The organism is Catenibacterium sp. RTP21428st1_D7_RTP21428_210409, assembly GCF_040227455.1.
GTDB lineage: Bacteria > Bacillota_I > Bacilli_A > Erysipelotrichales > Coprobacillaceae > Catenibacterium > Catenibacterium mitsuoka_A.
The window spans coordinates 1-15,177 of the sequence record NZ_JBEHVX010000062.1; the positions used below are offsets into that span (position 1 = coordinate 1).

Annotated in this window: 16 protein-coding genes; all 16 read left to right on the forward strand. The window is 35.1% G+C overall.

The genetic code is table 11. From position 1 onward, the window contains the following. The first annotated feature begins 271 nt into the window (after positions 1-271). The 16 genes from ABUA27_RS09070 (at position 272) to proC (ending at position 14,957) form a co-directional block, all read left to right on the forward strand. Positions 272-1,093, forward strand: coding sequence for an HAD family hydrolase (locus ABUA27_RS09070; protein ID WP_349820589.1), 822 nt, complete (start codon positions 272-274; stop codon positions 1,091-1,093). After that, positions 1,090-1,692: an alpha/beta hydrolase gene (locus tag ABUA27_RS09075; RefSeq protein ID WP_349820590.1), complete on the forward strand. Its 603-nt coding sequence runs from the start codon at positions 1,090-1,092 to the stop codon at positions 1,690-1,692. The genes ABUA27_RS09070 and ABUA27_RS09075 overlap by 4 nt, the downstream gene beginning before the upstream one ends. A gap of 138 nt (positions 1,693-1,830) precedes the next feature. Beyond that, positions 1,831-2,346: a YceD family protein gene (locus tag ABUA27_RS09080; protein WP_349820591.1), complete on the forward strand. Its 516-nt coding sequence runs from the start codon at positions 1,831-1,833 to the stop codon at positions 2,344-2,346. 14 nt (positions 2,347-2,360) lie between these two features. Then, on the forward strand, positions 2,361-2,537 hold the full coding sequence (gene rpmF, locus ABUA27_RS09085; protein ID WP_006504992.1) for a 50S ribosomal protein L32: 177 nt from the start codon (positions 2,361-2,363) through the stop codon (positions 2,535-2,537). Between the two features lie 186 nt (positions 2,538-2,723). Continuing rightward, positions 2,724-3,155: a division/cell wall cluster transcriptional repressor MraZ gene (gene mraZ, locus ABUA27_RS09090; RefSeq protein WP_022424832.1), complete on the forward strand. Its 432-nt coding sequence runs from the start codon at positions 2,724-2,726 to the stop codon at positions 3,153-3,155. Between the two features lie 5 nt (positions 3,156-3,160). Continuing rightward, positions 3,161-4,099 (forward strand): 16S rRNA (cytosine(1402)-N(4))-methyltransferase RsmH, encoded by a 939-nt coding sequence (gene rsmH / locus ABUA27_RS09095; protein ID WP_129980956.1) that lies wholly within the window; start codon positions 3,161-3,163, stop codon positions 4,097-4,099. Beyond that, positions 4,099-4,389, forward strand: a complete 291-nt coding sequence (locus tag ABUA27_RS09100) for a hypothetical protein (protein ID WP_192923993.1) — start codon at positions 4,099-4,101, stop codon at positions 4,387-4,389. The genes rsmH and ABUA27_RS09100 overlap by 1 nt, the downstream gene beginning before the upstream one ends. Continuing rightward, entirely contained in the window at positions 4,389-6,512 is a 2,124-nt protein-coding gene (locus ABUA27_RS09105; protein WP_349820592.1) for a penicillin-binding protein, read from the forward strand. Before ABUA27_RS09100 ends, ABUA27_RS09105 begins: the two co-directional genes overlap by 1 nt. A 65-nt stretch (positions 6,513-6,577) precedes the next feature. Further along, positions 6,578-7,546: a phospho-N-acetylmuramoyl-pentapeptide-transferase gene (gene mraY / locus ABUA27_RS09110; protein ID WP_287846447.1), complete on the forward strand. Its 969-nt coding sequence runs from the start codon at positions 6,578-6,580 to the stop codon at positions 7,544-7,546. Then, positions 7,547-8,887: a UDP-N-acetylmuramoyl-L-alanine--D-glutamate ligase gene (murD, locus tag ABUA27_RS09115; protein WP_287846448.1), complete on the forward strand. Its 1,341-nt coding sequence runs from the start codon at positions 7,547-7,549 to the stop codon at positions 8,885-8,887. Positions 8,888-8,898: 11 nt separating this feature from the next. Beyond that, positions 8,899-9,987: an undecaprenyldiphospho-muramoylpentapeptide beta-N-acetylglucosaminyltransferase gene (gene murG / locus ABUA27_RS09120; RefSeq protein WP_287968072.1), complete on the forward strand. Its 1,089-nt coding sequence runs from the start codon at positions 8,899-8,901 to the stop codon at positions 9,985-9,987. A gap of 1 nt (position 9,988) precedes the next feature. Next, positions 9,989-10,900: a UDP-N-acetylmuramate dehydrogenase gene (gene murB / locus ABUA27_RS09125; RefSeq protein ID WP_129980961.1), complete on the forward strand. Its 912-nt coding sequence runs from the start codon at positions 9,989-9,991 to the stop codon at positions 10,898-10,900. A 2-nt stretch (positions 10,901-10,902) separates the two neighbouring features. Beyond that, positions 10,903-11,676, forward strand: a complete 774-nt coding sequence (locus ABUA27_RS09130) for a cell division protein FtsQ/DivIB (protein WP_129980962.1) — start codon at positions 10,903-10,905, stop codon at positions 11,674-11,676. A 103-nt stretch (positions 11,677-11,779) separates the two neighbouring features. After that, positions 11,780-13,045: a cell division protein FtsA gene (ftsA, locus tag ABUA27_RS09135; RefSeq protein ID WP_287846451.1), complete on the forward strand. Its 1,266-nt coding sequence runs from the start codon at positions 11,780-11,782 to the stop codon at positions 13,043-13,045. Positions 13,046-13,060: 15 nt separating this feature from the next. Next, positions 13,061-14,137, forward strand: coding sequence for a cell division protein FtsZ (gene ftsZ, locus ABUA27_RS09140; protein WP_129980964.1), 1,077 nt, complete (start codon positions 13,061-13,063; stop codon positions 14,135-14,137). A 40-nt stretch (positions 14,138-14,177) separates the two neighbouring features. Further along, a complete protein-coding gene (proC, locus tag ABUA27_RS09145; protein WP_287968076.1) occupies positions 14,178-14,957 on the forward strand; it encodes a pyrroline-5-carboxylate reductase in 780 nt (259 codons plus the stop codon). Positions 14,958-15,177: the final 220 nt, after the last annotated feature.

Consider the following 15,177-nt stretch of genomic DNA (forward strand, 5'->3'; position numbering starts at 1 on the left):
TTTTTCTAAATTATTCAAACTTGTTTTTAAGTTTGTCTTTTTTTATACGTTTTGATTGATTTTTGTTTCACACTTATCACCTCAACAATAGTATATCAAAACAATACACCAATGAGATATTTTTTAATATATTGAAAAAAGATGATGGATTCTTGTCAAAATGGTTTTGAAAAGATGATCAGAATTAGAAAATAATGTTTCTTTTTGCATTCTTATACTATAATACTTAAAAGAGATTACATTATAATCATATTAATATAGGAGAAAACTTATGGGGAAATATTTATTTTTTGATATAGACGGTACTTTATTAAGTGATGTTACACATACTGTGCCACAAAGTGCAATAGAGGCGATTAAGAAAGCAAAAGAAAATGGGCATCATTGTTTCTTTTGTACAGGAAGAAGTTATTTTATGACAAAGGAAATTTCTTTTACAGGAATAGAAGATGCAATTATTGCGAATGGCGCAGCGGTTGTTCGTGATGGTAAGCCAGAATTACAGAAAATCATTTCAAGTGATGTTGTAAAGAAAACACTTGAACTTATTGAAGAATTAGGTGGAGGCTATCAGATCATAGATTGGAAAAATGGCTATCAGAATCCTTATACACATGCTATGTTTGAAGAACAGTTCAAAAAGAAATTTGATGAACCTGTTGAAGAAGTGTTTAAGAAAAAGAGTATGAAGACGATGGCTGAAATAGAGAATAATCCAATTCTTAAGATTGATGCAACTTTTGATACAGGAGAAGCAGCTGAGAGATTCATGAAAGAATTAGACCCAAGCTTGACTTTTATACCAGCTGGAGGCTATACATCAACATTTGGCGCAAAGGCTGGAGAAATGATGATTAAAGATGTATCTAAAGGGGCTGCTATTAAGGATTTTATGGAAGCTGTTGGTGAACCAATAGAAAATGCCTATGCATTTGGAGATTCTACAAATGATATAGAAATGTTAGAAATGGTTGGTACTGCCATTGCGATGGGCAATGGGGCTGATTTGGCAAAAGCTGTAGCTGATTATGTGACTGATACAGTCGATGAAGATGGACTATATAATGCGATGAAGTATTACAAGTTAATATGATTTATTATGGAAGAGAGTGCCAGATTTATGGCAATCAAGATGCTGACGTTTATATCTTCTGTTTCTTTCATGACTGCACTTCAATTGTAAAATCATTAAAGAAAAACTATTGTCTTATAGCACCAGTTATTAAGGATTGGAACAGTGAACTTTCTCCATGGCCTGCTGATGGTTTTGGTGGAAAGGGTGAGGAACTTGAAAAGTGGATTCTTTCAACTATGAATTCCTCTCATCATTATATTATTGCGGGCTATTCACTTGGTGGTTTGTTTAGTTTGTGGATGTATGGAAGACATGAATCTTTTGTAGGATGTATAAGTGCATCTGGTTCCTTATGGTTTCCAGGCTGGATCAACTATCTTCATACCATTAATAGAAAAGCAGTAGTATACTTGAGTCTAGGTAGAAAAGAATCAAAAACAAAGAATAAACTCATGTGTATAGTAGGACAAAATACAATAGAAACTTATCAATATCTAGTCAAGAATAACAGATGTATATATATAGAAGAGAATGGAGGTCATTTCACTGAACCAGATCAAAGAATGATCAGAGGATTTAAATGGGTTTTTGAAAATTTATCTATCTTTTTTGAATAAACCATGTTAGAATACACACGGTCGCAAAGACATTTTTAAAAAATATGCGATTAATGCCCATTAGAAAATGATTTTTTTGATTGACTTATAATCTAATTTTCATTATAATGGGTGATGCAGTTATAGAGGGTGATCAAGGTGAAATGGAATCGTAATTGGTTAGTCAAACAGAAAAATGGAAAATTTGATTTCGAAGAAACGATAACATTTCCTAAAGAAATGTTCTATAACTTATCTCGAATCAATGATTTGGAGGATGTGGAAGTTACAGGATCAGGCAACTTCAATAGTAGTGAAGAACGTCTATATGTAACATACCATGTTCAGGGAACAATGGTTGTTCCTTGTGCTATATCATTGGAAGATGTCGATTACCCATTTTCTATTGATACAGATGTTGTGTTTGCGTTTTACAAGCCTGAAGATGATGAGGATGTTGTAGAAGCAAGAAAAGATGTTGCTGATCTTACTTCTGTCATATTCCAGGAAATCATGATGGCTATTCCAATGAGAGTTGTGAAGGAAGGCGCAAAGATGAAAACGAGCGGCTCAGGCTGGAAAGTCATGGATGAAAGCGAAGTAGTCGCAAAAGAAGAGGATACAATCGATCCCCGTTTAGCAAAACTCAAAGATTATTTCAAGGATCAGGAATAAGGAGGTAGAACAAGATGGCAGTACCATTTAGAAGAGTATCAAGTACAAGAAGAGACAAGAGAAGAACTCATGACAAATTATCAGCTCCTGCAGTTGTTAAATGTCCAGAATGTGGTGAATTCAAATTAGCACATAGAGTTTGTGGTCATTGTGGTTATTATAATGGCGTTAAAGTTAAGGATGTAAAATAATTCCTTTAGAGAGATGAAAATCTCTCTTTTTTTATTTTTAAGAGGTTTTCTAGCGTTTTATGCTAGAAAACTTTTTTTTGTGTTTAAAATCCATAAATTTCTTGTCTGAAAGTGCATTGTAAGTCTATAATAGTGGTAAGAATTGTATGAAAGTGGATAATTGTGGAAAGGAATGGTGAGTAAGGTATGTTCTTTGGTGAATATCAGCACAATCTAGATACTAAAGGCCGTTTGAGCATCCCTGCTAAATTCCGTGGTGAATGCGGAGACCATGTCTATATCATGAGAGGCCACGAAGGCTGTCTAGATGTTTATACAGAAGAAGGATGGCAGACTTATTATGCAGAATTGAAGAAGTTATCAAATAAGAAGAAAGAAGAACGTGCTTATTTGCGTATGGTAACTTCTCGTATGAGCTGCAGTGAATTTGATAAATTAGGTCGTATCAATATTCCCCAGGTATTACGTACACATGCTCATCTAGAAAAAGAGTGTACAATCGTTGGCGCTGGTGAACATATTGAAATATGGGATACTGCTAAATGGGATGCATTCTATGATGAATATGATGACCAGTTTGATGACTTATCAGAAAGAATATCAGAAAATGAGGAATGATAAATATGTTTGAACACTATAGTGTATTATTAGATGAAACAATCGATGCATTGAATATAAAAGAAGATGGTATTTATGTGGATTGTACTCTAGGCGGAGGGGGACATAGTTCTCGTATTCTAGAAAAATTGACAACAGGACATTTATATTGTTTTGATCAGGATACCAATGCGATAGAAGCTGCAAGAGAAAGATTGTCAAAAATTTCTGACAACTTTACTATTATTCATGCAAATTTCAAAGAGATTAAGGCAAGACTCTCAATGGAGGGTGTTTATAAGGTAGATGGTATTATATTTGATTTAGGTGTATCTTCTCCACAATTTGATAATGCGGAAAGAGGATTTAGCTATAATACAGATGCAAGACTAGATATGCGTATGAATCAAGAACAGCCTTTAAGTGCTTATGAAGTAGTGAATAATTATTCTTATCAGGATTTAGTGACTATTTTATATAAGTATGCGGATGAAAAATTTGCGAAATCAATTGCAAGAATGATTGAAAAGGAAAGACAGGTTAAGCCTATTGAAACAACCTTTGAACTTGTAGAAATAGTAAAAAAGGCTATTCCAGCTCGTGCAAGACGTACAGGCGGGCATCCTGCAAAACGCACTTTCCAGGCAATTCGTATTGAAGTGAATGATGAATTAAATGTATTTGAACGTGCTTTAACAGATTCATTAGATCTACTTAATGTGGGTGGACGTGTGGCAGTCATCAGCTTCCACTCATTAGAAGATAAAATTACAAAGTATATGTTTAATGAAAAGACTGCGGTACCGGATTTACCAATGGGTATGCCGGTTATTCCGGAGGAATACCAGCCTCGTTTTAAGAAGGTTACAAGAAAGCCTATAGTCGCAGATGAAAAAGAATTATCAGAGAACAGACGTTCTCATTCAGCTAAATTAAGAGTAATAGAAAGGATACGTGATGAATAATGAAAAGAAGAAAATCAAGATTTTTAAAGTTTACAGAAATGCTGCTTGCGTTCTCTTTTGTTCTATTTTTGGTAGGTAGTATTTATTTGAATTCATATGAATCACAACTTAATGCGAAAATCAAAAAGACACAGGATGAAATATCTAATGTGCAGTCAGATATTGATGCTTTAGAAATGTCTAAACAGGAATTGGCTTCTTTCTCACGTATGAAGGATGTTGCCACTAAGAAAGGTTATGATTATCAGCCTAGTTCTGCAGCTGCTGCAGTGGTAGGAGCTGAAGAATAATGAAGAGATCTAGAAATAGAAGCGGTCAGGTTGTTATGCTTGTATTTCTCTTTATGATGGTTATACTCGCAATCAATGTCTGTTACTTATGTACAACAGGTAAGACAATGATCAGTAACGTCAATGTAAGAGACTTTGCGAAGAATCGCGGAGGAGGACAGGTCACTAAGGTTGTCCAGGCAGCACGTGGGACTATTTATACAAGTGATAACGAAATAGTTGCTTCTGATGTAAAGAAATATAAATTAAGGGCTATTCTTGCAAAAAGGTTAGATGCTAAAAAGAATCCTCAATATGTTGTAGATAAAGATCAAACAGCTGAAGAGTTAGCACCTATTCTAGGTGTATCTAAAGCAACAATTTTAGATCGTTTGGATCAGAATACATATCAGGTAGAATTTGGTAATTATGGCCGTAATTTATCTTCTATCACAAAAGAGAAGATTATGGCATTGAAGTTACCTGGTCTTGAATTTGATGAAATTACATCTCGTAATTATCGTTTTGGTGATTTTGCAAGTTATGAAGTAGGCTACGCAGCTGTAGCTGCAGAAACAGATCCTTATAATATTGTAGGTCAGATGGGTATTGAAAAGACTTATAATAATTGGTTAAAGGGTACAAATGGGCAGAGAGTTTATTTAGTAGACTCTAAGCATAATACTCTTCCTAATGGGGTTATTTCTGATAAAAAGGCAGTAGGTGGAAACGATGTTTATTTAACAATCAATTCAACACTTCAGACAGAATTAGATTCATTAATGAAAGATATGCAGGAAAATACAAAGGCTTCAAAAGCCTGTGCTGTAGTTATGAATGTCAAAACAGGGGCTATTCTTGCAGTATCTAACTATCCTTCATTTGATCCTAATAAACGAGATTTAACTAATTATAACGATACATTCTTAAATGAAGCATTTGAATGTGGTTCGGTTTTCAAACCATTTGTCTATGCGAATGCATTAACAGATGGTGTATTAGATTTAGATAGCAAATATGAATCTGGTACATATGATTATTTATCTAATGGCCGTGTTATTGCGACAATTCATGACCACAATAGAACTGGATGGGGCCGTATTACTTATCGTGATGGGTTGTACCATTCTTCTAATACAGCTATTTGTCATATTCTTTCTGAACATACAAATATGTCTAGCTTAATTGAAGATTATAAGAATCTTGGATTATTCCAGACTAGTAAGGTAGATGGCTTGTTCTCTGGTAGTGGTGTAAAGGGTTATGATGGTAAAACAAAGAGCTTAGAATATTTCACAACAGGATTTGGTCAAGGTTCTTCAGTTACTACACTACAGCTATTAAGAGGTTATTCAGCATTTGCGAATGATGGTCGTACAGTAGAACCTTATTTAGTAGAAAAGGTAGTTAATCCTACAAATGGTAAGACACTCTATAGTGCTAAAACTTCTTATTCTAAGAAAATTTATTCTACTGAAGCAGTGGCTCAGATGAGAACACTTTTATATGGTGTCGTTAATATTGATGAATCAACAGGTCGTGATTATAGAGATTCATCTGTAGAAATCATTGGTAAGACTGGTACTGGTCAGATTGCAGAAAATGGTGCTTATTCTGCTTCTAAGCATACACATTCCTTTGTCGGCATGGCACCTTATCGTGATCCTGAAGTAGAAGTTATAGTCTGGTTCCAGAATGAAAGCAGCGGTACTAACTATTCTGGAGATCTAGTCAAGAGTATTACTAAATCAGCTTTAAATATCTTAAGCAAAGATACTGAAAAGGTAAATTCAACACCTTATGTATTAAATAACTATATGAATCAGAGTACATCATATGTTGAAGGTATCTTAAAGAAGCATTCGCTTACACCAATACTCATTGGTGATGGTTCTACAGTAGTAGGACAATATCCATCAAGTACAACAGAAGTTACAATGGGTTCTAAAGTACTTTTATTAACAGATGGACAGAAATATACAATGCCTTCAATGCTTGGCTGGTCTCGTAAAGAGGCTGAAGCCTTTGCATCACTCACAGGTGTTGAAATTAAAATGAATGGTTTGGGCTCTATTTATGCTCAAAGTATTACAAAGGGAACTGAATTAAAACAAGGCACTGAGATTGAGCTTTATGCGAAATAAGTGACATTGTATTTACACCCATATTATGCTACACTTGTGGGGTAAAATAGAGGGAGGAAATTTTCATGTTTCTATTAATGATCAGTTTTATGGTGGCATTAGCACTTGTATTAGTGGCCATGCCTAAGGTTATACCTTACTTACATAAATTAAAGTTTGGACAGGTAGAAAGAGAAGAGGGACTTGCTTCTCATAAGAAAAAAGGCGGAACACCTACAATGGGTGGTGTCGTATTTATCATAGCTACTGTGATTGCAGCTTATATCTGCCATTATCAGAACTTTATGAATCCATATGTTAATCTATTAACATTTGCATTAGTAGGATTTGGATTTATTGGATTTATTGATGACTACTTAATTGTTGTACAGCATAGTAATAAAGGTTTGAAGCCTAGTTATAAATATGCAATGCAGTCAGTTGTTGCGGTTGTATTCTATTTCTTAGCTAAAGCTTATTTACCTAACTTCTCAACTGAAATTATTATTCCTATTGCACATATTAGTGTTAATCTTGGTTGGTTCTATCCAGTCTTTGTTTATTTCATGTTTACTGCAGAATCTAATGCAGTGAATTTAACAGACGGATTAGATGGCCTTGCAACAGGACTTATGATTATTGCATTAACACCATTTGTTGCATTTGCGATTTTAAGTAAGAATATTGAAGCAGCATTATTTGGTGCTGCACTTATGGGAGGTCTCACTGGATTCTTAGTATTTAATGCACATCCAGCTAAGATTTTCATGGGTGATTGTGGCTCTCTTGCATTAGGTGGAATTCTTGCAGCGTTTGCAGTCATCACTAAACAGGAACTACTTGTATTGATTATTGGAATCGTACCTCTTATTGAAACATTATCTGTATGTATTCAGGTTATTTCATTTAAGACAAGAGGTAAGAGAGTATTTAAAATGGCTCCTATTCATCATCATTTTGAAATGTGTGGATGGAGCGAAAATAAAGTTGTTGTTACTTTCTGGGCAGTTGGATTTATTGCGGGTATTATTGGATTATTGTTAGGGGTGTTATAAATGTTTAAAGGCAAAAAAGTACTTGTATTAGGACTTGCAAAAAGTGGTAAGGCAGCAGTTGAATTATTAAAGTTTATGCATGCTGATATCACTATCAATGAATCAAAGAAAAAAGAAGATATTCCTGAATATGACAAATATGTGAGTGAAGGAATTGAAATGGTTTGTGGTGGACAGCCAGATGAATTATTTGAAAGAGATTTTGACTTTGTAGTTAAAAATCCAGGAATCAATTATCATGCACCATTTATCCTACGTTTAAAAGAACGTGGTATTCCTGTTTATACAGAAATTGAATTAGGTTATAAAGTGGCTAAAAAGCAGCATTATATTGCGGTAACAGGAACAAATGGAAAAACGACAACAGTGACTTTGATTTATGAAATCTTAAAGGTTGCAGGTCGCAAGGCACATATTTGCGGTAACTACGGTATTCCTTATTGTGAAGTCGTATTAAATGAACATTTATATGAAGAAGAAGGACATGATGTTGTAGTAGAAATGTCTAACTTCCAGCTTATTGATATTGAAGAATTCAAGCCAGAGGTGGCTACAGTTTTAAATTTAACACCCGATCATCTTGATTATATGGACTCTCTAGATGAATATTATGCATCTAAGATGCGTATTTATATGAATCAGGATGAGAATGATTTATTTATTAATAATAGTGATGATGAAACTTTACAGTCTTATTTAGCACAGTATCCTGTTCCATCACATATTGAAACATTCTCAGTTAAAAGCTTGGCAGATATAGAACTTAAAGACAATGCGATTTATTACAAGGGACAGAAGGTTATTAGTCGTGATGAAATCAAGATTGTAGGTTTACATAATGTTGCGAATATGATGGTTGCGATTGCAGCGTGCAGAGCAGTAGGTGTAAGTCTTGAATCTATTCATGACACTTTAGCTGCATTCAAGGGTGTAGAACATCGTATTGAGTTTGTAAGAGAACTTGATGGCGTACGTTATTACAATGACTCTAAGGGAACTAACACAGATGCAGCAGTAATTGCGATTAAAGCATTTGAAAAACCAGTTATTTTATTAATGGGTGGTCATGAAAAGAATCTTGATTTAAAGGACGTAAGAGAACAAAACCCTCTTATTAAGACACTCATCTGTTTTGGCGATACAAAAGAACGTTTCTCTAAAGATATGCAACATCCTCATACAATCGTAGTAGATCATATGAAAGATGCTATTTTAAAAGCAAAAGAGATTGCTGAAGAAGGCGATGTTGTATTGCTTTCTCCTTCAACAAGTTCATTCGATGAATTCCATAGTTATGTTGAAAGAGGAAATGTCTTCAAAGACATAGTGAACAGGTTATAGGAGTGAGTTAAATGAAAATTATAGTAAGTGCTGGTGGAACAGGAGGACATATCTATCCTGCTCTTGCCTTAGTTGATTATATTAAGAAATGTGATCCTGATACTGAATTCTTATTTGTAGGTACAACAGATAGACTAGAATCTCAGATTGTACCTCAGATGGGTTTAGCATATCGTGGTTTACATGTAAAAGGTCTTGTAGGCAATCCTTTACAGAAAGCTAAAAATGCTTTGATTTTCTTAAAATCTTTAAAGTCTTCAAAGAAGATTTTAAAGGAATTTAATCCAGATATCGTTATTGGGTTTGGTGGTTATCCTAGTGCATCTATTGTCTTAGCAGCAAGTCAGAAAGGCTATAGAACTATGATCCATGAACAGAATTCCATCATTGGTTTAACAAACAAAATCTTAATTAAACGTGTAGATGAAATTATCTGCTGTTATGAAAAAGCTTTAAAAGCATTTCCGCAGGATAAGACAAAGTTACTAGGTAACCCTCGTGCTTCTGTTGTATCTGAAGGAGTACTCAAGGATGTTCATGATCTTTACAATATTGCGCCTGATAGAAAAGTTATGGTCATCGTTATGGGATCACTTGGTTCAGCAACAGTCAATGCTGTAATGAAGGATGCATTACATAAGATGGATCATAAGGATTATGATGTGCTTTATGTAACAGGTAAGACTTATTATGAAAAGATGAAGGAAGAACTTAAGGACTTAAGTGATTCTATTCATGTATTACCATATATTGATGATATGCCTAGTGTTTTACATAGCTGCGATTTAGCAGTGAGCCGTGCAGGTGCTACAACTCTTGCTGAAATGACAGCATTAGGTACAGCTTCTATTATTATTCCTAGTCCTTATGTAGTGGCTAACCATCAGGAATACAATGCTCGTGAACTTGTAGCCAAAGGGGCTGCTCATTTGATTCTTGAAAAAGATTTAAATGCAGATGCATTTGTAGAAGTTGTTGATCAATATATGAACAATGAAGAAATGCGTAAAGAATTATCTAAAAAAGCACATGCATTAGGTAAGCCTCATGCATGTGAGGATATTTATAAAGAAATTTTAAAATTAACTGGAGGACGCTAATATGGATGTGAAGCAGGTATATAACGATCTTGTGTCTATGAATATAGGCAAAGTCATTGAGAATGAACCTATGTACAAGCATACAACCTATAAAGTGGGTGGACCTGCCAAGATATTCGTTAAAGCAAACGATATCGATTCACTTATTCAGACTTTAAATTATTGTCGTGATCATGATATTAAGCACATGGTTATCGGTAATGGCAGTGATCTCCTATTTAGTGATAAAGAATATGATGGTATCATTATCTCAATGAAATCATTTGATGATGTGAAGATGAATGGTAGCACTATTGTGGCACAGGCGGGTGTCTCTATGATTGCCTTAGCTTATTCGAGTGCCAAAGCAGGATTGTCAGGATTTGAATTTATGGGTGGTATTCCTGGTGATATGGGTGGTGGTATTTATATGAATGCTGGTGCCTATAAGTATTGTATGGCAGATGTATTTGTAAGTGCACGTGTGCTTGATGATGATTTAAATATCATTACATTAAGTAAAGAAGATATGGAATTCTCTTATCGTCATTCAGTGTTACAAAAGCATCCAAACTGGATCATTCTTGATGCAGCATTTGAAATGACAGCTAAAGATCCAGGAGAAATCCGTAAGGTATTAGATAAGCGTAAAGAACGTCGTATGAGTACACAGCCATGGAATTTTGCATGTGCAGGTAGTGTTTTTAGAAACCCTGAAGAAAAACCTGCCTGGCGTTATATTGATGAAGCAGGGCTGCGCGGTTATGAAATTGGTGGTGCACAGGTATCACCTAAACATTCAAATTTTATCGTAAACAATGGATATGCAAGTGCAAAGGATATACTTGATCTCATTAAACTTGTAGAAAAGACTGTTTATGAAAAGTTTGGAGTCAAGCTTCATAAAGAAGTTATTTTAGTGAATTGGGATTAAATATGGATAAGAAGCCAGATTTTGTATTTAATGAATATGATCGCAGCCCATCACGTGAGTTAATTGAGAAAAATAGACGAAGAAGAAAACTAAGAAAGCGCCGTTTGACACTTCTTGGTATTATTCTTTTAATAGTTTTAGGATATATGATATCTCCATTATCAAAGGTTATGTCTATAAAGGTCACAGGTAATTCACAGCTTACAAAAGATTTAGTTATAAAAGAATCAGGTATTACAGATCATACCTATCATTTCTTGTTGAATAATGACACGATTAAAGATAACCTGAAGAAGACAGGTCTTGTCACAAAGGCTTATGTTACTCATAACATCCTTGGTGGTGTTTCTATTGAAATTCAAGAAGCAGCCTTGGTGGCATATATGGAACTAGACAATAAAACCTATGTCGTTACTGAAGAAGGTAAACTTATTCAAGTTGTTGAAGGTATGAATTATACAGGACTCAAACAGATTCCTAAGATTGCAGGGTTTACTGATATCAAGGCAGTAGAAGAACTTGCAAGTCAGTATGTTACTATTCCTGTTACGATTAGAAATGCTGTAAGTGATATCGTTTATTCTCCAGAAAAAGGATATGATGATCGTGTGGCTTTAATACTTGATGATGGAAAGAAATTGATTGTAGATATCCAGGGTATGAAGGATACATTGTCTCCATCTCGTTTTGATTACTCTGCTTATATGCAAAGTAAAAGTGATGTATGTGTATTCTCATTTGAGGGAAGAAATTTATACATGACTAAATGCGAGTAAACCTTACGAGTCATATATATGTAACTCGTGATAAGTAGTCTATAAATCGTTTTCATTATTTTGTAATTATGATAAAATAAGATTATATGTAAGGAGAGTGTCTATGAAAAGAATATATGCTGTTTTAGACATCGGTTCTACGACACTAAAACTACTTGTCGCAGAGTTGATGAGCACTAATATTAATATACTCTTCACGAAGAAATTAGCGAGTCACGCCATTGAGGGTGGCTTGATCAAAAATGAAGAAGTACTGGTTGATGAAATTAGATCAATTATTAAGGAAGCAGATGCTGAATTGAATACAACAATTACATCTGTTGCACTTGTTCTTCCTAGCAATTATGCAAGAACATATCAAACTAAAGGTATTACAAAAGTGAATTCACCTCAGGATAAAATTGTGGTCAGTGATATTGTACGTGTTTTAAAGATTGCACAACGTTTTGAAAAGAGCAAGAAAGAAGAAATTGTATCAACTATTCCTGTTAAGTATCTTTTAGATACTAAAGAAGTGGATCATATGCCTCTTGGTATGCGTTCTGCCTCTTTAAAGGTAGAAGCACTTGTGATTACTACAAACAAGAAGGTATTGTATTCTTACCTGACAGCTGTAGAAAAAGCAGGATTAGATGTTATTGATATTACGATTGATGCATATGCTTCTGCAAAAGAAGCGTTTGATGCTGTATATCTTCAAGAAGGTGCAGTGATGATCAATATCGGACATGATCATTCCACTATTTCTTTCTTTGAAGAGGGCTATTTGAAATATTTGAAGACTGTACCAATAGGTGGTTATACCTTAACTTGTGCTATTGCAGATGCATGGCAGATTTCTATGGAACAGGCTGAAATATATAAAGTGAAATACGGCACATGTGAAAATGGTCTTGGTGAAGAAGATATTATCCATACTACTATCGTAGATGGGGTAGAAAAAAATTATACACAGAGGGATTTGTCTGAAGTATTACAGACAGCTGTGTGGGAAATGATGGCACAAATTAAACACTGTTTAGATGCTATCAATGATGGACGTACTTATGAAACTGTTGTTGTCGGCGGTGGAGGAGAATTACCTTGCCTCAATTTAATTGCGACAGATGTATTAGGTACACCTGTAAGATGTTATCGACCTGAAACAGTAGGTGCAAGAGATATGTCTCTGGTACCGTGTTTAGGTATGTTATATTGCTTAGATGATCGAAAGGAATTGATAGGTGAAGATGTTGTATCACTTGTTCTTCCTGATTTATCAAGCACGATGAGTTTAAAGGTGAGAGGTCTAACGATGGCTAAGACTGAAACAACTCATCACAAAGGCAAGTTTAGAAAGTTTTTTGATTCGATATTAAGTGATGATTAAAGTGAGGGCAGGACAATGGATGAAAATTTAGATTTTGTGAAGGTTGCAAAAATAAAAGTTATTGGTGTAGGTGGCGGAGGAAACAACGCCGTTAATAGAATGGTGACTGATGGAGTCAAAGGTGTTGATTTCTATGTAGCAAACACTGATGCACAGGTATTAAAAGGTATTACAGGTGTGAACAAGATCTTCTTAGGAAGGGATATTACACAGGGATTAGGTGCTGGAGGAAACCCAGAAATCGGACGTAAAGCAGCTCAGGAATCTGAAAATGAAATTAGAGAAGCTTTAGCTGATGCAAATATGGTCTTTGTTGCTGCCGGAATGGGTGGTGGAACAGGTACTGGTGGTGCACCAGTTGTTGCAAAGATTGCAAGAGATTTAGGCGCATTAACAGTAGGTGTTGTCACTTCTCCTTTCACATTTGAAGGGCCTAGAAGAAAAAGACAGGCTTTTGCAGGTTTAGAAGAATTACGTAAGAACGTAGACTCTATTATCGTTGTATCTAACGATCGTCTTCTTGAAGTAATTGGTAATCGTCCAATGAATGAAGCATTCAGAGAAGCAGATAATATTTTACGTCAGTCAGTTCAGACTATTACTGATTTAATTGCGATTCCAGCAATGATCAACCTTGATTTTGCGGATGTTAGCTCAGTCATGAAGGATCGTGGCGATGCACTTATTGGTATTGGTATGGCTGAAGGTGAAAATAAAGCACAGGAAGCTGCAAAACGTGCTGTATCATCTCCATTATTAGATGTATCTATCAACGGTGCAAAGGATGCAATCGTCAACATTACTGGTGGACCAAGCATGTCATTATTTGAAGCAAGCGAAGCATTTGCGACTATTACTGAAGCAATTGGCAATGATGTCAATGCAATCATGGGTGTAGCTTCTAATGATCAGTTAGATGATCAGATCATCGTTACTATCATTGCGACTGGTTTTGAAGAAGATCAGCCTGAAGAAGAAGTTGTAGTAACTCCAAAACAGACATATGCAGTACATGGTAATAAGACAACTACAGTTGTTGAAGATGATGATGAAGATCCATTACCAGGCTTTATTAGAAATAGAAAAATTTAAGCTAACATTATGTTAGCTTTTTTTACAAGGGGGAATTCTTATGTATAAATTTGGCTTTGTAGGCATGGGTAATATGGCGAGTGCGATTGCGCAAGGTTTTGTAGAATCTGGATTTATTCCAGGTAAAGAAATATGTGCTTATGATTTAAATAAAGCTCAACTAGATAAAATGAGCTCTTTTGGGATTGTAGCTCTAAATGATGCACATGAGGTCGTAAAGGAAAGCGATTTTGTCTTTTTATGTGTTAAACCACAGGTGATTGAATCAGTAGTAGCTGATATCAAAGGAGATTTAAAAGGCAAAGCAGTTGTTTCTATTGTACTTGGCTATGACTTCGATAAATACAATACACTATTAGATGCATCTACAAGACATCTAACAGTTATGCCAAATACTCCAATGGCAGTAAGAGAAGGCATGTGTTTATTAGAACAGACTCATTCTTTGACTGATGAAGAATTTAGTGCTATTAAAGATGCTTTCTCATCAGTAGGAGAAATAGAAGTCGTACCAAACCACTTAATGGGTGTAGGTGGCGCATTATCAGGGTGTGCACCTGCTTATATCTATATGGTGATTGAAGCGTTAGCTGATGGAGCTGTTATGCAGGGCATGCCAAGAAAAATGGCTTATAAGCTTGCAAGTCAGACAGTACTTGGATCAGGAAAGATGCAATTAAAAACAGATCTTCATCCAGGTATCTTAAAGGATAATGTTACTTCACCAGGTGGTTCTACTATTAGAGGCGTAAAAGCTTTAGAAGATGCTGGTATGCGCAGTGCATTTATTAACGCAATTGAAAAATCAATGAACAAATAAAACATAGCCTATAGGCGGTAAAATAGCGCTTATAGGCTGCTTTTTAGATTTTTTCACAAAAAATGAATAAAAATCAAAAAAAGTCTTTACAAAGGAAATGAATGATGGTAGTATAAGAGAGCACTCCGGTGAGGAGCGCAGATAGAACATTGAAAACTGAACAGATACACGTCAGATTTATTTGAAAACATTTAATTGATGAGCTGAACATCAGCTCTTC